At 68.4% G+C, this 19237-nt stretch carries 17 protein-coding genes; 8 read left to right on the top strand and 9 right to left on the bottom strand.

Annotated elements, in window-relative coordinates; genetic code table 11:
* Nucleotides 1-828: immune inhibitor A domain-containing protein (locus VM306_RS35460; RefSeq protein WP_325522796.1), on the bottom strand; the 828-nt coding region annotated here is incomplete at its 3' end.
* A gap of 573 nt (nucleotides 829-1401) precedes the next feature.
* On the opposite strand from VM306_RS35460, the gene VM306_RS35465 reads away from it, so the two are divergent.
* Both VM306_RS35465 and VM306_RS35470 read left to right on the top strand, forming a co-directional pair.
* Nucleotides 1402-1767: a hypothetical protein gene (locus VM306_RS35465; protein WP_325522798.1), complete on the top strand. Its 366-nt coding sequence runs from the start codon at nucleotides 1402-1404 to the stop codon at nucleotides 1765-1767.
* A gap of 209 nt (nucleotides 1768-1976) precedes the next feature.
* On the top strand, nucleotides 1977-2264 hold the full coding sequence (locus tag VM306_RS35470) for a YggT family protein (RefSeq protein WP_325522800.1): 288 nt from the start codon (nucleotides 1977-1979) through the stop codon (nucleotides 2262-2264).
* Here VM306_RS35470 and VM306_RS35475 read toward each other — a convergent pair.
* From VM306_RS35475 to VM306_RS35485, 3 genes are all read right to left on the bottom strand, one after another.
* Nucleotides 2227-3780, bottom strand: coding sequence for an FAD-binding oxidoreductase (locus tag VM306_RS35475; RefSeq protein ID WP_325522802.1), 1554 nt, complete (start codon nucleotides 3778-3780; stop codon nucleotides 2227-2229). The two genes, VM306_RS35470 and VM306_RS35475, sit on opposite strands and share 38 nt — an antisense overlap.
* Nucleotides 3781-4168: 388 nt before the next feature.
* Entirely contained in the window at nucleotides 4169-6757 is a 2589-nt protein-coding gene (locus tag VM306_RS35480; protein WP_325522804.1) for a CHAT domain-containing protein, read from the bottom strand.
* On the bottom strand, nucleotides 6754-7176 hold the full coding sequence (locus tag VM306_RS35485; RefSeq protein WP_325522805.1) for a hypothetical protein: 423 nt from the start codon (nucleotides 7174-7176) through the stop codon (nucleotides 6754-6756). The genes VM306_RS35480 and VM306_RS35485 overlap by 4 nt, the downstream gene beginning before the upstream one ends.
* Between VM306_RS35485 and VM306_RS35490 the strand changes: the two genes are divergently transcribed.
* The 5 genes from VM306_RS35490 to VM306_RS35510 all read left to right on the top strand — a co-directional run bounded on the left by VM306_RS35490 (nucleotide 7147) and on the right by VM306_RS35510 (nucleotide 11875).
* Nucleotides 7147-8034, top strand: a complete 888-nt coding sequence (locus VM306_RS35490; RefSeq protein ID WP_325522807.1) for a S8 family peptidase — start codon at nucleotides 7147-7149, stop codon at nucleotides 8032-8034. The two genes, VM306_RS35485 and VM306_RS35490, sit on opposite strands and share 30 nt — an antisense overlap.
* 54 nt (nucleotides 8035-8088) lie before the next feature.
* Nucleotides 8089-8721: a sigma-70 family RNA polymerase sigma factor gene (locus tag VM306_RS35495; RefSeq protein ID WP_325522809.1), complete on the top strand. Its 633-nt coding sequence runs from the start codon at nucleotides 8089-8091 to the stop codon at nucleotides 8719-8721.
* A complete protein-coding gene (locus VM306_RS35500) occupies nucleotides 8699-9142 on the top strand; it encodes a hypothetical protein (RefSeq protein ID WP_325522811.1) in 444 nt (147 codons plus the stop codon). Before VM306_RS35495 ends, VM306_RS35500 begins: the two co-directional genes overlap by 23 nt.
* A 100-nt stretch (nucleotides 9143-9242) precedes the next feature.
* The gene (locus VM306_RS35505; RefSeq protein ID WP_325522813.1) at nucleotides 9243-10043 is read left to right on the top strand and encodes an SAM-dependent methyltransferase; all 801 of its coding nucleotides are present in this window, start codon (nucleotides 9243-9245) and stop codon (nucleotides 10041-10043) included.
* Nucleotides 10043-11875 carry a diguanylate cyclase domain-containing protein gene (locus VM306_RS35510; protein WP_325522815.1) on the top strand — a complete coding sequence of 611 codons (1833 nt, stop codon included), beginning with the start codon at nucleotides 10043-10045 and terminating at the stop codon, nucleotides 11873-11875. The genes VM306_RS35505 and VM306_RS35510 overlap by 1 nt, the downstream gene beginning before the upstream one ends.
* 43 nt (nucleotides 11876-11918) lie before the next feature.
* Here VM306_RS35510 and VM306_RS35515 read toward each other — a convergent pair whose 3' ends face one another.
* The 5 genes from VM306_RS35515 to VM306_RS35535 form a co-directional block, all read right to left on the bottom strand.
* Nucleotides 11919-12431 (bottom strand): snapalysin family zinc-dependent metalloprotease, encoded by a 513-nt coding sequence (locus tag VM306_RS35515; RefSeq protein WP_325522818.1) that lies wholly within the window; start codon nucleotides 12429-12431, stop codon nucleotides 11919-11921.
* Between the two features lie 271 nt (nucleotides 12432-12702).
* Nucleotides 12703-13299 (bottom strand): ATP/GTP-binding protein, encoded by a 597-nt coding sequence (locus VM306_RS35520; RefSeq protein WP_325522820.1) that lies wholly within the window; start codon nucleotides 13297-13299, stop codon nucleotides 12703-12705.
* A 26-nt stretch (nucleotides 13300-13325) separates the two neighbouring features.
* Complete coding sequence (locus VM306_RS35525; RefSeq protein ID WP_030468876.1) at nucleotides 13326-13748, bottom strand: roadblock/LC7 domain-containing protein; 423 nt, start codon at nucleotides 13746-13748, stop codon at nucleotides 13326-13328.
* On the bottom strand, nucleotides 13745-16465 hold the full coding sequence (locus VM306_RS35530) for a nitrate- and nitrite sensing domain-containing protein (protein ID WP_325522822.1): 2721 nt from the start codon (nucleotides 16463-16465) through the stop codon (nucleotides 13745-13747). Before VM306_RS35530 ends, VM306_RS35525 begins: the two co-directional genes overlap by 4 nt.
* A 299-nt stretch (nucleotides 16466-16764) precedes the next feature.
* Nucleotides 16765-17757, bottom strand: a complete 993-nt coding sequence (locus tag VM306_RS35535) for an ABC transporter substrate-binding protein (RefSeq protein WP_325522824.1) — start codon at nucleotides 17755-17757, stop codon at nucleotides 16765-16767.
* A 199-nt stretch (nucleotides 17758-17956) separates the two neighbouring features.
* Between VM306_RS35535 and VM306_RS35540 the strand changes: the two genes are divergently transcribed.
* Nucleotides 17957-19126 carry a 4-hydroxybenzoate 3-monooxygenase gene (locus VM306_RS35540; RefSeq protein ID WP_325522826.1) on the top strand — a complete coding sequence of 390 codons (1170 nt, stop codon included), beginning with the start codon at nucleotides 17957-17959 and terminating at the stop codon, nucleotides 19124-19126.
* Nucleotides 19127-19237: the final 111 nt, after the last annotated feature.

Here is a 19237-nt window from a genome sequence, read left to right on the forward strand (position 1 = left end):
CTGGAAGTGGTCGACGTAGCCGTCGGGTTCGTTGAAGTCGCCGTCGGCGTCGAAGTCGTAGCGGTCCCACTGGTCGTACTCGGCCAGCGCCGCCTTGATCTGCGCGGCGGTCCTGCCGGCGGCCTGCTGGTCCGCGACCCACTGCGTGACGGCGTCCTTGATCAGCTCACGCGAGTTGTTGCAGATGTTGTCGCCGCACGGGTAGCCGTTGCTGCGGCCGTAGCGGGCCTCGTTGTAACGGACCTTGACCCAGTCCGTGACGGTGCCGTCGACGGTGTAGCGCCCGGAGGACTGCTTGTCGTAGAAGTTCGCGACGGAGTTGGCGTCCTTCGCGCGGGAGAAGTACAGGTCCTGGAAGTACTGGCGGCTGAAGTCGGGGCGCCAGATCGTCGTGTTGTCCTTCGCCCGGTCCGGCTCGGGGATCTGGTTGTGCACCGGCCCGTCGAACCGCCGCGGCCCCGGCGTGTTCGGGTTCGTGTCGCGGTCAGGGTAGTCGGGGTGCCGCTCGTCGCCGAACTCCGCGAGGATCACGAAGATCTTGTCGGTCTTCTCGCGCTTCAGCTCGACGTACTGGTCCTTCTTCTGCTTCTTGCCGACCTTCGCGACGGTGCTGCTGCCGCGCTTCTCGGTCGTGGCCTCGCCGGTCAGCACGTCGGCCAGCGCCTGCTGCCTGAGCGCGCGGCGCTTGACCTCCAGCTCGTGCGGCTGCTCGTCGGACTGCTGCGCCACCTGGGGCTCGGGCTGCCGCGCCGGCACCGCGACGGCCGGTGTGACCAGGCCCGCGGTGATGAGCGCGAGCGCCGCCGCGCTCGCCAGAACTCTTCGCACTTGTCGTTCCCCTCTCGAAATCCCGGGGGGACGCTACGTAGTGGACCCGCGGCTCGACACGTCCGAAAGTCTGGTGTGAACGCGACCTGTCGACCGATTGCCCGGTACGTCGGAAAGGTGGGGATTCCGTTCCCCGCACGTGTTGTCGGGAGGTTGTTGTCGGGAGGTCGACAGTGTCGTCGATTCAGATCGGGGTGAGCAGGCCGCCGCTGGACGTGGCGGACCTGCCGGAACCCGAGGAGGTCTTCGAGGTCCGCGAGATCGGGCCGCGGCAGATCGTCCAGTTCGTCATCGGCCCGAGCCTTCCTGATCACGGCTGGGGCTCGCAAGGTGTCGCGTGCGCTGGAACTGGTGAACTGAGGGCTTGTCGGGTGGGCTGGCCGGTTTCACGGCTTTGGCGTCCGGGTTGAACTGGTAGGCGATGAACCACTACCGCGACAAGGGGTACGGGACGGGCCATCGCGTCGGGTTCCTGTCCGGGATGCGCGGTGGCAAGCAGTCGCTTCGGCCGGTCGGCGTGACCTTTGTGGACACTCCCCTGAACGCTTCTCTTTGGCGGCTGAGCAGCTGGGGGTGTTGTACGGGCAGGGTCTGTTCTACCTGATGTTGATCGTCGGCGTGCTGGTGTTGTTCTCCCCCCAGCTCGGGATCTTCGAGGCGTTGGTCCGGAACTTCACCGATGCCATGCATGCCGTGTCGCCTCGGTTGCGGGCTCGGATCGAGGAGGATCCCCGGCGGTTCTACTACCCGTTCACGCTCTTGGTGCTGGTGCTCATCGGTGGGGCGTTGCACCTGGCTCTGCCGGTGGAGCTGGTGCAGATTTCGGCCACCATGCCCAATCTTGGGGCCTTGATGTTTCCGTTTGCTTTGATGCACTTGAACTCACGTTGCCTCGGCCTGCTCGGCCTTCTTGGTGGCATCACGTGGTCTTGGTTTTGAACGTCGTGTTTTTCGGGTTCTTCTTTGTGAATTTTGTTCATGAGTTTTTAGCGGCGTTGCGTAGGTTCCCGGGTTCGGCGTGGGGTGGTGAAAAGCGGCTCGCCTGCGGCTTCACCGGGTGGTGGGTCGGCTTCGCCACAGGCTGAACCGCGTCTCAGCGCGTTGCCAGGCGCTTCTCAGGTTCTTGTGGCTTGATGGACATACAGGACATGGAGGAGGCCATCTTGTTCGGCTTGATCGGCTGGGTGCTCGGTTGGCTCTTGACGCTGTTCATCCTCGTGATGATCGGCCGGATGATCGTGGACTGGGCTGTCACCTTCCAGGCTCGGGGTGACTGGGTGTGGAAGGTTCGGCGGGTCACGCACGGGATCACCGAGCCCGTGTTGTCGCCTGTGCGCAAGGTGTTGCCGCCGGTGCGGTTCGGTGGGTTCGGGTTGGACCTGGCGTTCACCGTGGTGTTCATCGCCGCGTTGATCCTGCGGTCGATTGTGTGGTGAGGACGCCTGGGTTCAGGATGCCGGAGGGGTCCAGTGCTGCTTTTGCCGCGGAGAGGGCCGTGTTGAAGACTTCTGGGCGTTGGCGCTCGTACCAGGGCATGTGATCGCGGCCTATTGCGTGGTGGTGGGTGATGGTGCCGCCGGCGTTGGTCAGGGCTTCGGACACGGCCGCCTTGATTTCGTCCCATTGGGACGTGAGGCTGCCCCATCTGCCCGGCGCGTAGATGCCGTAGTACGGCGCGGGGCCGTCCGGGTAGACGTGGGTGAAGCGGCACGTGACCATGCCGATGCCGCACACCTCACGCAGTGCTGTGGTCGCTGCCTCTGTGACCGACGCGTGCAAGGTCGGGAAGCGGTCCCAGGTGCAGGCCGTCTCGAACGTTTCGGTGATCATCGCGTGCTGCGCCATCGCGTCGCGTTGGTAGGGCATGCGCAGGAACGATTTTCGCCAACGGGCTGAGGCGCCCTCGGTTACCTCGCCTTCGCCGCAGAGTTCCAGTGCTCGGGCCAGTTGAGCGTCTACCGGGTGGTCTGCGGACTCGAAGGCCAGGATCAGGACTGAGTGTGGTGAGCCTGCGTTGAGGAACGCCTCCGCCGGGTCCAGCAGGCGGCAGTTCGCCGGATGGAGGCCGGACTGGGCGATCAGACGGGTTGCTTCTACGGCTTGGTCCCAGGACGCGAAACGCACCGATGCCCCTGCTCGGTGGACTGGTGGTGACTGAAGGCGCATCCACGCTTCGGTGATCACGCCCAGAGTGCCTTCGGAGCCAAGGAAGAGGCGGTCCGGGGACGGGCCCGCGCCCGAGCCGGGCAGTCTGCGCGACTCCGAGACGCCTGCCGGTGTTACGACTCGCAGCGACTCGGTCAGGTCGTCGATGTGGGTGTGGAGGGTGGCGTAGTGGCCGCCGGCTCGGGTGGCCAGCCAGCCGCCGAGTGTCGAGAACTCGAACGATTGCGGGAAGTGCCGCAGGGTCAGGTGGTGTGGCTTGAGTTGGGCCTCCAGCGATGGGCCCAGCACACCCGCCTGGATGCGCGCGGCGCGGCTTGTCGGGTCGACCTCCAGCACTCGGTCCAGATGCTGGAGGTCCAGCGTCACCGCGCGGTCGAGGTCGCGTGGTTCTACTCCGCCGACTACGGAAGTGCCGCCGCCGAACGGGATCACGGCGACGTCGTTGGAAGCGCACCAGTCCAGGACGTCTACGATGTCCTGTTCGGTGCGTGGGCGGGCTACTGCGTCCGGCAGCGGACCGACTTTCCCCGCCAGGTTGCGGGTGATGTCGCGGTAGGCCTGGCCGCGGGAGTGACCGAGGCGGTCGATCAGGCCGGTCGAGTAGAGGTCACCAGGCGGCTGGATGCGGGACTCCGGCACGTCCAGCGACATCGGGTCCGGTGGTTCGTGGAACGTCAGGTCCGCGTCCGGCAGCACCGCCCGGACGCGGTCGGCCAGCGCACGGCGCTCTTCCGGGGTGACGGCGTCCTCGACGGTGCCCCAGCCCCACCACGACCTCGTTGTCATGGCGAGCAACGGTAAGTGAAACGCCGACGTTCCGGTATGCCTCTCGGCAACGTCGTGCGCATGAAGCCCTGGGGATGGCGGCTTTGCTGGTGGCCGGGCTGGGAGCGGGGGTGATCGCGCTCGTGGACTCGGGTCCGGAAGGCGACGAGGCAACCGACTACGACGCGGAGATGTTCGCACGGCACATCAGCCGACCGGTGGGCGACAACGCCGACGACTACGTCCGGGCCGCGCTCCGCTGTCCGCGGAGGCGCCGACGTCGTCCGGACACCCGGCGGAGGAGCCGTGTCCGCCTTGCTGTCCGACCCCGCCGCGGTGGACGTGCTGCGGTTCGCCGGCTGCACCAGGAGTACCGGCGTGCCGTCGGCGGGAACGACGAGGTGAGCGGCTAACCGGCGCCGAAGCACACGAAGCCGACGGCGGCGGCGTACGCGGCGTCGTCGGAGGCGGCCCTTTGCACCTCTGCCAACGCCTCCGCCGGAGCCACCCCGGCGGCGAGCTTCCGGTGCAGCTCCACCATCACCGGCGCGGTGCCGTCGGTCGGCACCGGCACGACGGGCGCGATCAGCGTCCGGGTGCCCAGTCCCAGCAGGGCTGCCGTGAACCCCATCAGCTCGTCCCCCGGCCGGACCGCGGACTGGCCGGTGTCGCACGCCGACAGCACCACGACGGTGGGCGGGGTGTGCAGCCGTTCGATGTCGAAGACCGTCAGCGGGCCGTCGGCCAGTTCCAGGGCCGAGAACAGCGGGTTGTCGACGCGGAACGAGCCATGCGCGGCGACGTGGGCCAGGGCGGCACCGTCCATTGCGGACGCGACGGCGCTGACGGTCGCCTCCGCGTCGACGAGGACCCTGCCGGGCACGTGCGCGCTGATGGCCTTGATCTCGGCGGGCGCGGCGGCCATGCGAGGGCCGGCGGCCAGCACCGGCTCACCGGCGGCGTCCGCGACCGAGCACGCGCGCAGCCACACCGAGGCCGAGGGCGCGACCGTCACCTGGCGGTTCAGAACGGCCCACGGCAGGCCGTTCAGGGCACCGGTCGGCACCACGACCAGAGGACGCCCGTCGATCCGCGGGGCCAACGGGTTCAGCAAGCGCCTGGCCAGCAACGAAGCCGCGTGCGCCGCGGAGGAACGGGCCACGGGGAGGTTCGGCAGGTTCGGGGGCAGGGTCACGAGCCGGTGCAGGGCGAAGCGCAGCAACCGGATCTCGCGGACCGCGCCCTCCAAAGCCCCCAGGGAGTGGAGCGTTGCCCGGCCACCCGCCAGCACCACGGCCATCAACGACCCGTCGTACTCGACGAACTCGATCAGCGCCGACGACCCCAGTGCCGAGACCAGGGCACCGACCGGCGGGGGCTTGAACACCGAGACCTCGCCGGACACCTGCCGGGTCAGGTCGCGGACGCGGTGCTCGGCGCGCACCAGCTGGACGCGCAGCGAGCCGGCGGGCCTGCCCGCCAGCACGGCGGACTCGACGTCGGCCGACACCGCGCGCAACGAGGCCAGCGCGTCCTCCAGACGAGGATCGTCCGGTGGTGAAACGGACTTCATCCGCAGGGCGCCCGCCCGCCAGCTCTCGGTCCACGACAGCACGCGCGCCGCGTTCCCCGAGGCGACGGCCAGCCGCAACCCCTCCAGGGCCAACGCCTGACCCTGCACTCCCGCCGACGCGCGCAGCTCGGCGGCCCCCAGCGACACCCGGTACTCGTCCAGCAACCCGATCCCCCGCCGCAGAGCGGAAGAAGTGCCGCGCACATCACCGGAAAGCTTGCGCCGCAACGCTTCCGCGTACCAGCCGCGCACGCGCAGCCCGGCAGGACCTCGCAGGCGGGCAGAAGCCGCGAGCGAGAGCTCCGCGTCGGCACGAGCGCGGTGGCCGAGATCCGCGGCCACCAGACCGGCGTCGATCCTGGCCTCCAGCGCGGGCAGCCGCCAGTCCATCGCGTCCAGCTCGGAGGCCACGCGCGACAACGCCAGCCGCAGCGGACGCGTCCGGTCCCCGCGCAGAACGGCCGCGTGCAGCTCCAGGTAGCGCGCACCGGCGGCCCACAGCAGGCGCTGCTCGCGACGGAACCGGCGGCGTGCCTCGGCGGCGAAGGAGTTGGCCGCGTCGGGATCGTCGTCCAGCAGGGCGATCCGCGCGCGGAAGTACAGGGCCTCCGAGACACCCAACGGGTTCTTCAACGCCTTCAGCTCGGTGATCGCGCGGTCGGCGGCGGCGCGCGCCTCGTCCAGCAGCGGCACGGAGACGAGCAGCTCCAGGCGGTTCACCAGCAGCACGGGGCGCATCACGTCGAGGCGGCGGTACACCTCCTCGGCCTTGTCGAACAACGTCAGCGCGGCCGGCACGTCACCGCCGCGGGTCGCCATGATGCCCGCGTTCCAGTGCACGTCGGCGACGCCGAGTTCCTGACCGAGCTCCCCCAGCAGTGAAGCGGCGAGCGAGAAGTCCGCCGACGCCTCACGGATGTTGCCCACGTACGCGCGCACGAGGCCGCGGTTGTTCAAAGCGCGCGCCTCGACCAGCTGGTCCCCCACACGGCGTGCGCCGGCGATGGCGGCGGTGTAGTCGCGCTGGGCGTTGCCGTACCGGGTCAGGTAGTGGAAGACGACGCCGCGTTGCATCAGGGCCGCGACCGAGTCCGCGCCGGTCAGCGACGGCATCGCCTCGTCCAGCAACGTCAGCGCGGCCTTCTGCTTGCCCGTGTACGCGAGCACCCACGCGAGACTCATCTGCGCCAGCGCGGACAGCCGGGGCAGGCCGGCCTCGGAGGCGATGCGGATCGAGCGGCGCAGGTGCCGGGCCGCTCCGGGGAAGTCGTGCATCTCGCGCAGCGCGAGACCGATCGCGCGCTCGGCGATGGACCGTTCCGAGCGGTCTTCCGTCGCGCGGAGGACCGCTCGGGCCATCTCCACGGCCTCGCGCGGGTTGCGCTGCCTGGCCTCCAGCGCGTCCTCCGCGGAAAATTCGGTCACAGCAACACTTTATCCGTTGTGGTAGCTTGATCAAGCTCGGTCGGGGTGCCCGTCAACGCTGCTTTAGTGAGGCCGTGGTGTCGAAAACGCCAGAAAGCGCGGAGCTTTACCAAAGAGCTTTTCTGCAGCTCATCGCCGAGGACAAGACCATCAGCTTCCACGCCGAACGCGGGCGTGAATTCCTTTATCGACCCGGCCAGCTGCTCGTCGGCGCCGAGGATCAACAACGGGTCGTCGAAAAGCTCCGGGAAAACAACATCGTCACCCGACCGGGCGACGGATTCGCCGGAATGGCCCGCCTGACGCTGCCCGAGAACCCGGAGGACGTCCCGCGGATCGTCCGGCTGTTGCGCGACCAGCGCACCTGGCCGAACCAGCGCGTGCCGCTCGTGCAGCCGCACCACGTGGTCGTCGGCCACGGCGGTCTCGTCATGGGCAACCCCGGCGACCGGCCCTACCCCGCCGACCCGATCTCCGCGCCGAAGTACGACAGCCGCCTCAAGGAGGTGCGGGTCGGCATCATCGACACCGGCATCTCCTCCGGCGCCTCCAGCGAGCACTCCGACTGGTTCGGCGGCCGCTACACCGAGGAGGCGGACGACGTCGACCCCGCCTACAGCAGCGGCGACGTCTTCGCGTTGCAGGGCGGGCACGGCACGTTCGTCGCGGGCGTGATCCAGAACGCGGCGCCCGGCGTCACGTTCGACCCCGAGGCCGGCCTCGACCACAACGGGTTCGGCGACGAGGAACGGCTCTGCCGCAAGATCACCGAGCTGGGCCGCAAGAAGATCAACGTCCTCAACCTGTCGCTCGGCTGCTTCACCGAGGACGACGTGGCCTCCGAACCGATGCGGCGCACGATCGCGGCCCTGCCGGACAGCGTCGTCGTGGTGGCCTCGGCCGGCAACCAGGGCACGCAACGGCCGAGCTGGCCCGCCGCGCTGGACGACGTCACCGCCGTCGCCGCCGCGGAGCAGAAGCCGGACGGCTCCATCGTCCCCGCGTCCTACTCGAACTGGGGCCACTGGGTCGACGCGTGCGCGATCGGCAACCGGGCGTCGACCTACCTCAAGGGCGAGTGGCACCTGCCGGGTGAGGGCGACGCCACGCCGTTCGCGCTGTGGGCGTACTGGTACGGCACGTCGTTCGCCGCGCCGCTGGTCACCGGCCGGATCGCGGCCACGATGGCTTCGGACGGCATCACCGCAGCTCAGGCGCGGGACAAACTTCTGAGTGGCCCGGAGTTCCATCCCGGCTACGGTGTTTTTGTCGAATAGTTGTATCTGGGGAGCACCCTCGGCCTCCGCCAGTTGTGATCGCAAGGAGTCGACGTGACCTCTGCATCCCCGATCGCCGCGCTCGTGAGCGCGGCGGCCGAGGGCGACCAGTCGGCGTGGAACGAGATCGTGGACCGTTACACGCCACTGGTGGTGTCGGTGATCTACAAGCACCGGCTCCGGCCCGCGGATGCGGCCGACGTGAACCAGACGCTGTGGCTTCGGCTCGTGGAGCAGATCGGACGGCTGCGCGAACCGGAGGCGTTGCCCGGCTGGATCATGACGACCACCCGCAACGAGTGTCTGCGCGTGCTGCGCGTGCAGCAGCGCACGCACCTCTACGACCCATTGTCCGAGTCCGACGCGCTGGAGGCGGAGCAGTCGGACGCGGAGGTGGAGGCGGACCTGCTGGCGATGGAGCGGCGGCAGGCGTTGCGGGACGGGTTCGCCGAGCTCTCGGAGCAGTGCAAGCGGTTGCTGACGAAGCTGATGACCGATCCGCCGCCGAGCTACCAGGTCGTGAGCGAGGAGCTCGCGATGCCGGTCGGCAGCATCGGCCCGACGCGCATCCGCTGCCTGGCGAAACTGCGCAAGACCCCCGCGGTCGCCTCGTTCCTGGGGTCTTCGGGGACGAAGTCGGCACAACAGAGAGGAGGTGTGCTCGGTGCGGCACGACTGGGACAGTGACGAAGCACTGCTCGACGCCTTGCGCGACGCGGTGAGCACACCCCCCGACGACGTTCCACCGGAGTTCGTCGAGGCGGCCAAGGCTGCGTTCACCTGGCGGAACATCGACGAGGAGCTGTTGCTCATCACGTCGTACGACTCCGTGCTGGACGACACGCTGTTCGCCCGTGCGCGGTCGACGTCGACGGCGCGCCAGCTCGTGTTCGACGCGGACGGCGTGATGCTGCAGGTGGAGGTGTCGGCGGCGGGGATCACCGGTCAGCTGATGCCGGCGGCCGGGTCCGTCTCGCTGGTGACGCCGCACGGCGACCACGAGACGGCGGTGGCCGACGAGCTGGGGACGTTCGTGATGGGAACACCGCCGCACGGCCCGGTGAAGTTCCGGTTCACCGGCGGGTGCACCGACTGGTTCATCCTCTGACTCACATTCGTGTGACGGCGGAATTCCCTCGTTCGGCCTACAACTGCGGCCAGTAGGGTCAGCACGCTCCGAATTCGCATCGCGAGAGGTGTGTGCCGCTGTGATCGATCGAGTCAGCTGGGTCCCGGAAGGTGTGAACGTCGACGTCCCGAGTTCCGCCCGGATCTACGACTACCTCCTCGGCGGCGGGCACAACTTCTCCGCGGACCGCGCGACGGCGGAGGCTCTGATCAAGGTGTTACCGGTGCGGGACATGGCGCGGCGAAATCGCGCCTACCTGCGCCGCGTGGTTCTGGAACTGGCAGGTCTCGGCATTCGCCAGTTCCTGGACCTCGGTTCCGGCATTCCGACCGTCGGCAACGTCCACGAGGTGGCGCACGAGGTCGCCCCCGACTCCAGGGTCGTGTACGTCGACTTCGAACCGGTCGCGATCACCCACGCCGAGCTCATGCTGGCGGGCGAGCCGGACGTGATGGCGTTGCTGGCCGACCTGCGCGAGCCGGAGAAGGTGGTGCAGCAGGCCTCGCGGTCTCTGGACTTCTCCCAGCCGATCGGGCTCCTGGTCGTGGGGGTCCTCCAGTTCATCCCCGACTCCGACGACCCGTGGGGCGTGTTGTCGCGCTACGTCGAGTCGCTCGCGTCCGGTTCGTACCTGGCGCTGTCGCACTTCACCGCGGACAGCATGCCGGCGGCCATGGCCGCCGGTGCGGAGATCTTCGCCAGGACCGCCGAGCCGATCACACCGCGCACCCTCGCCCAGGTGACGGACATGCTGGCGGGCACGGAGATCGTGGAGCCCGGCATCGTGTTCACGCCGCAGTGGCGCCCGGAGACCCCCGAGGACGTCGGCACCGACCCGTCGAAGGCCAACCTCTACGCCGCGGTGGGCCGCAAGCCCTGATGGCCACCAAGCCCCTCGCTCAGCGGTGGGCGGCTGCTCTGATCGAGAGCGCGTACTCGCCGATGTCACGGCGGAAGCTCACGCAGCACCTCGAGGAGCACGCCGCCCGGCTGCGTGCGGGCCAGGACGCGCCCGAGGTCGGGGAATGGTTGGTCAGCAAGCGCTTCACCGGGCCCGAGTCGCTGTGGCGGACGATCGAGGTCCTGTCGGGCGAGATCTCCCCCGGCGTGCTGGGCGAGCTCGCGGCCGGGTACGTGCGGGCGACGCGCGACCAGCTGTTCGCGCAGCAGGAGAAGGTCAAGAACGCGCTGCTGAAGGCCGTCGAGGACGCGCGCCGCGACCTGCACGACAGCGAGGCCCGGTTCGCCCAGGTCTTCGCGTCGACCGCGGTGGGCATCGCGATCTTCGACCTGCACGGCGCCGTCGTCGAGGCGAACGAGGCCCTCGCCGCCATCCTCGGGTACGAGGAGATGCCGAAGGAGCTGTTCGCCGAGGCGGACGCCGCCGCGCTGGCCGCGGCCTGCGAGCGGATGATCGCGTCCTCTGTGGACAGCGACCGCCGCGAGTGGGAGCTCACGCGCGACAACGGCGACACGGTGTGGGCGAACGTCGTGCTGTCCGTGCTGCGCGGGTCCGACGGGCTGCCGAAGTTCCACGTGGCGCTGATCGAGGACGTGACCGAGCAGCGCATGCTGCGGGAGTGGCTGCGGCACCAGTCGTTGACGGACCTGCTGACCGGACTGCCGAACCGCGCCTCGTTCACCGACAAGCTGGAGTCGGCGCTCGCCACGGGCGAGCCGCACACGCTGGGGTACCTGGACGTCGACAGCCTCACGATCGTCAACGACGGACTCGGTTACGTGGCGGGCGATGCCGTGCTGGTCGAGGTCGCGCGGCGGTTGCGGGCGGCGCTCCCGGACGCCGTGGTCGCGCGGGTCGGCGGCGACGAGTTCGTGGTGCTGATCCACGGTTCGCCCGACGTCGCGGCACTGGCGGCGATGATCGACGAGGAGCTGTCGGAGCCGGTGTACCTGGAGGACGCGGGCGTCGCGGTGTCGACGTCGATCGGCTTCGTGCACGTGGCGGGTCCCGGTGTGGACCCGACGACCGTGCTGCGCAGAGCGCACTCGACGCTGCGGCGGGCCGAGACCGGCGGCAAGAGGCAGTGGGGCATCTACGACCACGAGGCGGACGCCGTCGACCGCGCCCGGTTCGCGCGGATCGCGGCGATGCCGGGAGCCTTCGAGAACGGCGAGATCTCCGTGGAGTTCACGCCGGTGTCGTGGGTCTCCGGCTCGTCCGCCTTCGTCGAGGCCTCGCTGCGGTGGGGCGCGTCGGGGCACGACGAGGTCATCGCCCACGCCGACGCCCTCGGGCTGGCGTCGCGCCTGGGCCGGATGGTGTTGCAGGAGGCGTGTGCGCGCGGCGAGCCGGTGCTGATCCGGTTGTCCGGGGACCTGTCCCGCGACCCGGACCTCGCGGCGCACGTGCGGTCGGTCCTGCGGGACTGCGCGTTGCCGGCGTCGTCGCTCTTCCTGGCGCTGGACGTGCGGGCGATGCCCGACGGCGAGGAGAACCTCGAGGTGCTGCACGACATGGGCGTGCACGTGCTGCTGCACGAGTTCGGCGGCGGGTTCGCCGGTCTGTCCACTGTGGACCGCAGTCCGGTGTGGGGTGTCCGGCTGGCGCAGCCACCGCCGGAAAGGCTGGCACGCCAGGGGTTGTCGCTCATGGTGCCGCTGCTGCGGTCGGCGGGCGTGCACGTGATCGGCGGTCCCGGCGACCCGGACGAGCTCCGGGCTCTCGGTGTGGACCTGGTGGTGTCGCCGTGAGTGGTTGTGGCCCGCAGGAAGGCCACAACCACTCCCAGGTCACCTAGGCGGCGTCCTCGACGGAGCCGAGGTCAGCCTTGGCGGTGCCGGCGAAGTTCCGCTCGACACGCGACTTCTCCGACGCGTTCGGGTTGACGTTGGTGCACGAGACACCGCCCGTCGAGCCCGACATCAGGCTGGAGCACGGGCCGGGCTTCACGTCCGGCAGGCCCAGGATGTGGCCGATCTCGTGAGCCGCGATCCGGACCTTGTGGTAGCCCTGGTCCACGGCCTGCTTGCCGATCCAGATCTTGCCGTTGCCGAGCGTCGTCGGTTGCGCCCGCGGCCAGCCGGGGTCGGACACGATGGTGATGTTCGCACGGCCCGTGGTCTTCACCAGACGGACGTTCCGCACGTTGGTGTTCCACACCTGAGCACCGGCGTCGATCTCGGCCGCGTACTCCGCGGCGCCCGTCGAGTTGTAGGTGAGGGTGGTCGCAGCCTGTGCGGTGCCCACGACGCCCAGAGACAGGGCGGCGCCGGTGGCCAGCACAGCGATGGTTTTGCGCAGGAACACAGGGATCTCCTCGCAATGCAGGGTAATTGCACCCCGACTGTATCGCTGAGGCGTTGGCGCACAAGAAGAGTCAAGTGTGAAGCGGCGCTGGCACGGTCAAGAGACTTCGTAGGTCATCAGCGCGCGAGGACCGCGGATCATGCCCGTGGAGAGCGGAAACGTCCCCTACCGACGATGTTCGCACTGCCTCGCGCCGCCACCGGAGCGCGGGCATAACTGTTGACGCCCTCCGGACCTGATGGTCCGGAGGGCGTCAACGGGATGAGGCGGGCTAGGCGAACGACGGCTGGCGCAGAGCGTGTTCCACCAGAGCGATGAGGATCTGCTTCGTCGACTGCCGGTTCCGCGCGTCGCACGGGATGATCGGCACCGACGACGGGATCGTCAGCGCGTCGCGGATCTCCTCCGCCCGGTGGTGCATGAGGCCGTCGAAGCAGTTCACCGCGATCACGTAGGGCAGGTCGCGGTCCTCGAAGAAGTCGATGGGCGCGAACGCCTCGTCGATCCTGCGGGTGTCGACCATGACGACGGCGCCGATCGCGCCGCGCACCAGGTCGTCCCACATGAACCAGAACCGGTGCTGGCCGGGCGTGCCGAACAGGTACAGGATCAGGTCGGAGTCCAGCGACACCCTGCCGAAGTCCATGGCCACCGTGGTGGTGACCTTGTCGGGGACCATGGACAGGTCGTCGACCCCCACCGAGGCCTGGGTCATGACGGCCTCGGTGGTCAGCGGGGTGATCTCGGAGACCGAGCCGACGAACGTCGTCTTGCCGACGCCGAAGCCGCCGGCGACGACGATCTTCGCCGACATCGCGGTGAGGTCGGCACCAGGTGACCCCGGACGACCCGGAGCACCGTTGCTCATGGGAACTTCCTTCTGCTCTTCAACTCTCAGGCCCGCATGGAAACGTGCAGCTGGGCGCGGATCTCCGGCGTGAGCTGGAGGCCGACCCGCTCCACGAGCCGGGTCATCGCGTAACCGATGAGCCCGATGTCGCAGTTCGGCGCGGCGAGCACGGCGAGGCACGACCCGTCGCTGATGGACATCAGGAAGAGGTAACCCCGTTCCATCTCGACGACAGTCTGCTTCACCTCACCCGCTTCGAAGCAGCGCGCCGCGCCGAGGTTCAGCGAAACCAGGCCGGAAGATACGGCCGCGAGCTGTTCCGCACGGTCGTGCGGCAGGCGGTCGGACGAAGCGAGCAGGAGTCCGTCCGCCGAGACGACGATCGCGTGCGCGACACCGGCGACCCTGCTGACGAAGTCCTCGACCAGCCAGCTGAAGTTGTCCAGTTCCTCAGTCGCGGTGGTCACTGGCGTTCCCTTTCTGCGATCACGGGGATGCCTCCGACGGCCGAGTCGAAGAGCGACTCACGGCCCATCTGGACACCCTTCTGGTACGTGGCGAACCGCTGACGCAACCTGTCGGCGGACCGTGCGGGCAGTGCCGCGGCGGTCGCCAGCTGGGGTGCGGGTGACGACGGGCTGGGGAGCGATCCTGGCACCAGGCGTGCCTTCGGAACGCGCTTGGGCAGGCCGTTCTCCGTCGTCTGCGCGGTTTCGCCGGAGCCGAGCGCGCCGGCGGCACGCCACCCCTCGTCCGCCGCACCCCACTCGGAGTCGGCGAAGTCGGCGACCGCGCGGGGCACCGCCGTCGGTGCCTCGGTCTTCACGGTCTCGGCTGACCGCTGCCGCTTGGGCAGGCCGTTCACCGTGGCCGGTTCCGGCTCTTCCTCCGCACGCGCCGGCTCCGCCGCCGGAACGTCCCTGACGGGCTGTCGCGCGATGACGGTCGGTTCCTCGGCCGCGGGGGTCTGGAACCAGCGCGACAGCGCGTCGGACGAGATCAGCGGCTCGTCGTCGTCGATCACGACGGCCGGGAAGATCTCGGTGGCCGGGTCGTTCGGCTCGGCGGGGCGTTCGACGGGCGGTTCGTAGGAGTACGCGGCCTCCGCGGCCTTCTCGTCCGCCTCGATCCGCGCGGTGAACAGGCCGTCCGCGGACGTCTGCTCGATGCGGTGCCGGCCGGAGTTCTCGTCCGTCGTGGCGGGCGACGACAGCACGACGGGGTGCTCCGGCGTCCACTTCGGCACACCGGACAGGCCCTCGCCGGTGGTCTCGGCACCCTGCGCGATCGCCGGTGCCGCGACGGGCAGCGGCAGCGCGGGCGCGGAACCCTTGTGCAGCAACGAGACCGGCAGGATCACCTGGGCGGTGACACCGCCCTCGATGTCGTCGTTGTTCGCCAGCGTCACGCGGATCTCGTGGCGCTTCGCGAGCTGGCCGACCACGTACAGGCCCATCTCGCGGGCGACGGAGACGTCGACCTCCGGCGGCTCGGCGAGCTTCGCGTTGAACTCGGAGACCTCGTCCTCCTGGATGCCGACACCGCGGTCGTGGATGCGGATCGCGACCTCGCCCCTGCGGGTCTCGATCGTGCGCACGGTGACCTTGGTGGTCGGCTTGGAGAACGCCGTCGCGTTGTCGAGCAGCTCGGCGACGAGGTGCGCGAGGTCGTTGACCACGCGTCCCTGCACCATCAGCTCCGGCGTCGGAGCGATCTGGACGCGCGCGTACTTCTCGACCTCGGACACCGCGGCGCCGAGCACCTCGGCGATCGCGACGGGCCGGGTGACGCGGCGGTTGACCGTCGTGCCGGAGAGGACCAGGAGGTTCTCGCTGTTGCGCCGCATCTGCGTCGCGAGGTGGTCGAGCTCGAACAGCGACGCCAGGTGGTCCGGGTCCTGCTCGTCCTGCTCGAGCCGGTCGATCACGCTGATCTGCCGCTCCACCAACGCCTGCGAGCGCCGCGACAGGTTGATGAACATGTCGTTGACGTTCGCGCGCAGTGCCACCTGCTCGACGGCGAGGCGAACCGCTTCGCGCTGCACGAGGTCGAACGCCCGCGCCACCTGGCCGACCTCTTCGGTCGTGTTGATGGGCACCGGGACGATCGCCTCCTCCGCGGCCCGTTCCGGCTCGCGGTGCGAACGAATGCGTCGAATGGCTTCCGGCAGCTGGTTGCGCGCGACGTCGAGGGCGCTGCGGCGCAGAACGCGCAGCGGCCGCAGCATCGACTGCGCGACCATCGCCATGAGGCCGAACGCGAGCAGCAGCGAGATCGCGACCAGGCCGGCGTCGCGCCAGGCGTCCGAGCGGGCCTGGTCGGCCAGGCGGGTGGTCGTCGCGTCAGCCTGGTTCTCCAGGTCGGTCGCGACCTCGCGAACCAGGTTCGCGGTGTCCTGACCGATCCTGAGGACCTCGGCGTCCGTGATGGTCACCGGCTCGCTCTCCGCGTCCTGCGCGAGTGCGAGCTTCACGAGCCGGTTGCGGCCGTCCACGGCCGAACCGGACACGGTGTCCTGGAACTTCTGCTGGTTGACCACCGACGCCGCGTCGTTGAACTCGGTGAACGCGGCGTCCAGACGGGACTGCGCGGACCGCAGCTCGTCCGACGCACCGGGCGCGAAGCCCTTGCGCAGCGCGGTGGACACCAGGATCGAGTTCTGCTGGCCGAGCTGCTCCTGCGCGTTGTACAGCGCCTGCGCCGCGGAGACCAGCGGAACGATCTCCGGCTCGCTCAGGCTCGACACCGCGGCGCGGTGCACCTGGCCGAGCTGCGCGATGATCTGGTTGTACGCACCGACAACGGCGATGTCGGGGTACTTCGTGCTCAGCAGCGTGACACGCAAGCTCGCCAGTCCGTCGAGGGACTCGAGCGACTTCGTGAACGACTCCTGAAGGGGCGCGCTCAAGGCCGTGGCCGTCGCGCCCGAGTCCCGATAACTGCCCAGTGCCGTGTCCGTGAGCCCAGTGCGGGCCGCGTGCTCGGGGCACGCGTTCTGCCTGCCTGCGGCCACACATTGCACGGCCCAGTCGCGCTCGACCTGCAGCGCGTTCTCCACCTTCGCCGCCTGGTGGCTGACCGCGAGCTCGCGCTGGACGGTGTCGAAGAGTTCGACGTCGTCGAGCTGGGTGTTCAGGCGCAGGCCCGCGAGAGTCGCGGTGCTCAGAGCCGGAACTAGCAACACAACCGCGAGCTTGCTCCGCAACCGCCAGTTGCGTAGGCGGAACCGGTCGATGCCTCGCTGGTCCTCACGACCGCGCACCGTCAACACTCCCCGCCCCGTTTAATAGCTGCAAACCTGGTGGATCTTGGAGTAAAAAGCACCGTTCTCATACCGCCGTTCGGACGACAAAACAGCTGGTTCGAGAATCAACAACTTTGAAGTGGGCGGCTAAACGGCCCTGAAGCAATAATTCATACGGAGGAAACGAGGAGCGCGGGTGACCGCGATCACGGCCCGATCACAGCCACCCGCGCTGTTCGTCAACTACCGGAGGGCTGGATGAGCATCGGCTTCACGTCGAGCTCCTTGTCCAGCATCTTGTAGCGCTGCATCAGCTGGACGATGCGCTGCAGCCGCGTCGCGTCCAGCGTGGTCGGGTAGGCACCGAAGTGGACGAGACCTGCGGTTTCCTTGTCGACCTTGGCGTACTCGACGAGCAGCGGCTCGACGGTGGGACGGTCGGCGGCGTCGGCCTGGCCCTTGGCCATCGCGCGCTGGAACGCGGCGACGGTCTTGGGGTTCTCCTTGGCGAACTTGCCGGTGGTGGCGTAGCCCGCGATCGGGATGTTGTCGGTCGGGCCGGTCGCGGCGTCGAGCACCTTGATCTGGCCGGCGGCGCGCTGGGCGCGGGTGATGAACGGCTCGACCATGAAGGCGGCGTCAACGGTCTTGTTCTGGACCGCGGCCTGCATGTCCGGGAACGCCATCTCCTTGAACTTGACGGTGCTGACGTCGACGTTCGCGGCTTCGAGCGTGGCCTTGGCCGTCAGCTCGGCGATGTTCGCGAAGGTGTTGATGCCGATGGTCTTGCCCGCGAGGTCCTTCGGCGACTTGATGGTCGAGCTACCGTCCGCCAAGATCAGGAACATGTCGGGTTTCGCCTGGTAGCCGTCGGCGATGAGCTTGATGCCCTCGACCGACTTGGCGGTGTCCTTCGACTGCGCCGCGAAGAACGAGACCCAGTTGCCGAAGCTCATGTCCAGCTCTTGCTTGACCAGGCCGGGGATCGCCGCCGCACCACCCTGGATCGTCTTGAGCTCCACCTCGAGGCCCTCGGCCTTGAAGTAGCCCTTCTTGATCGCCACGTGGACCGACGCCACGTCGATGACCGGGATCACGCCCAGTGTGATCTTGGACTTCTCGACCTGGCCGTTCGAGTTCGAGGCCGGGGGCGCCTGCTCTTTGCCGCCGAGCGCACCACAGCTCGCCACTGTGACGAGCAACGTGGCTAGGGCGATGCCACGGATGGCCATACGGCGGACTCTTCGAGTCATCGGGAGCACTCTCCTGTCGGAGCGGTGTCGTCGTTGCGGGGGAGAATTCGCGACGGTCAACCACTCAGAGTAATGACGCTGCTCCAAAAGACCCCAGTTGACCGACACGAGCAGGTTCCAGTCCACTACCTGCGGTGAGCATCTAAGCACAACAGGCCTAGGGCTAGGAGAACCCCAATTGAAGCGCTCAGTGGCCGTGATCGGCGCAGGGCCGGCCGGTCTGACCTTGGCAAACCTGATCCAGCAGTCAGGTATCGACTGCGTGGTGCTCGAAAGAGCAAGCCGCAGTCATGTGGAAACACGAGCACGCGCAGGCGTGCTGGAACACCGCTCCGTGACGATGCTGGAGTCACTCGGACTGGCGGATCGTTTGCTGATGGAAGCAGACCGTCACGGAACGTGTGAATTCCGTGTCAACGGCCAAGCCTTCCAGGTGGCGTACAGCGACCTGTACGGAGGACGCCAGCACTACGTCTACCCACAGCAGGAAGTCGTCAAGGACCTCATCGGGTCATTTCTGGACGCCGGGGGTGACATCCGGTTCTCGGCCAGCGACGTGGAGTTGCGGAATCTGACGTCCTCGCAGCCCTCCGTGGTCTGGACCAGCGCAGACGGCGTTCGGGAGACCCTCTCGGCGGACTTCGTCGCCGGGTGTGACGGGTTTCACGGTGTAAGCCGGAAATCCATTCCCGAAGGGGTGCTGTCGGAATTCACCCATCAGCACGGGATCGAGTGGCTCTCCATTCTCGCGGAGGCCCCTCCGTCGACTAAAGCGATCATTTACGCGCTGCACGCCGACGGTTTCGCCGGACACATGCTGCGGTCGCCCACTATTTCTCGTTTCTATTTGCAGGTGCCGGTCGGGACCAATGCCGATGATTGGTCCGACGAACAGGTCTGGGAAGCGCTGCACAAGAGGTTCACGTTGCACGACTCGTCGTGGACGCTGACCGAGGGAAAGATCATCGAAAAGCGCGTGCTCGACATGCGCAGCCATGTGGTGGAGCCGATGTCCTACGGCCGGCTGTACCTGCTGGGTGACGCAGCACACATCATCACCCCGGTGGGCGCCAAGGGCATGAACCTCGCGATGAACGACGCCGCGACCTTCGGACGTGCGCTTATCGACTTCTACACCACCGGGTCCGAGACCGGGCTCAAAACCTACTCGGACGACTGCCTGCGCCGCGTCTGGCGGGCACAGGAGTTCTCGCAGTGGATGGTCAACATGATCCACACCGACGTGAGCTCTCCCTTCTTCGGACGGTTGGCCCAGGCGCGGCTGGAGCACCTGGCCGAGTCCCCCGCCTACCGCGCCACGTTCGCGGAGAACTACGTCGGTCCATAAGAGTGAAATCCCCCGTCCCCTAACGGGTGGCTCTAACCCCCTAGGGACCTCGCACCGTCACGATCTGGGGCCAACTCCCGATGCCGGGGGGTGTCGTTCATCCATACGGTT

This window comes from Lentzea sp. (assembly GCF_035525475.1).
GTDB lineage: Bacteria > Actinomycetota > Actinomycetes > Mycobacteriales > Pseudonocardiaceae > Lentzea.

What these genes read in the sequence shown, in the direction of transcription:
- VM306_RS35470 (WP_325522800.1), top strand. Translation starts at nt 1,977, where the DNA reads ATGGAGGAGGCCATCTTGTTCGGCTTGATCGGCTGGGTGCTCGGTTGG.
- VM306_RS35475 (WP_325522802.1), bottom strand. Translation starts at nt 3,780, where the DNA reads ATGACAACGAGGTCGTGGTGGGGCTGGGGCACCGTCGAGGACGCCGTC.
- VM306_RS35510 (WP_325522815.1), top strand. Translation starts at nt 10,043, where the DNA reads ATGGCCACCAAGCCCCTCGCTCAGCGGTGGGCGGCTGCTCTGATCGAG.
- VM306_RS35520 (WP_325522820.1), bottom strand. Translation starts at nt 13,299, where the DNA reads ATGAGCAACGGTGCTCCGGGTCGTCCGGGGTCACCTGGTGCCGACCTC.
- VM306_RS35535 (WP_325522824.1), bottom strand. Translation starts at nt 17,757, where the DNA reads ATGGCCATCCGTGGCATCGCCCTAGCCACGTTGCTCGTCACAGTGGCG.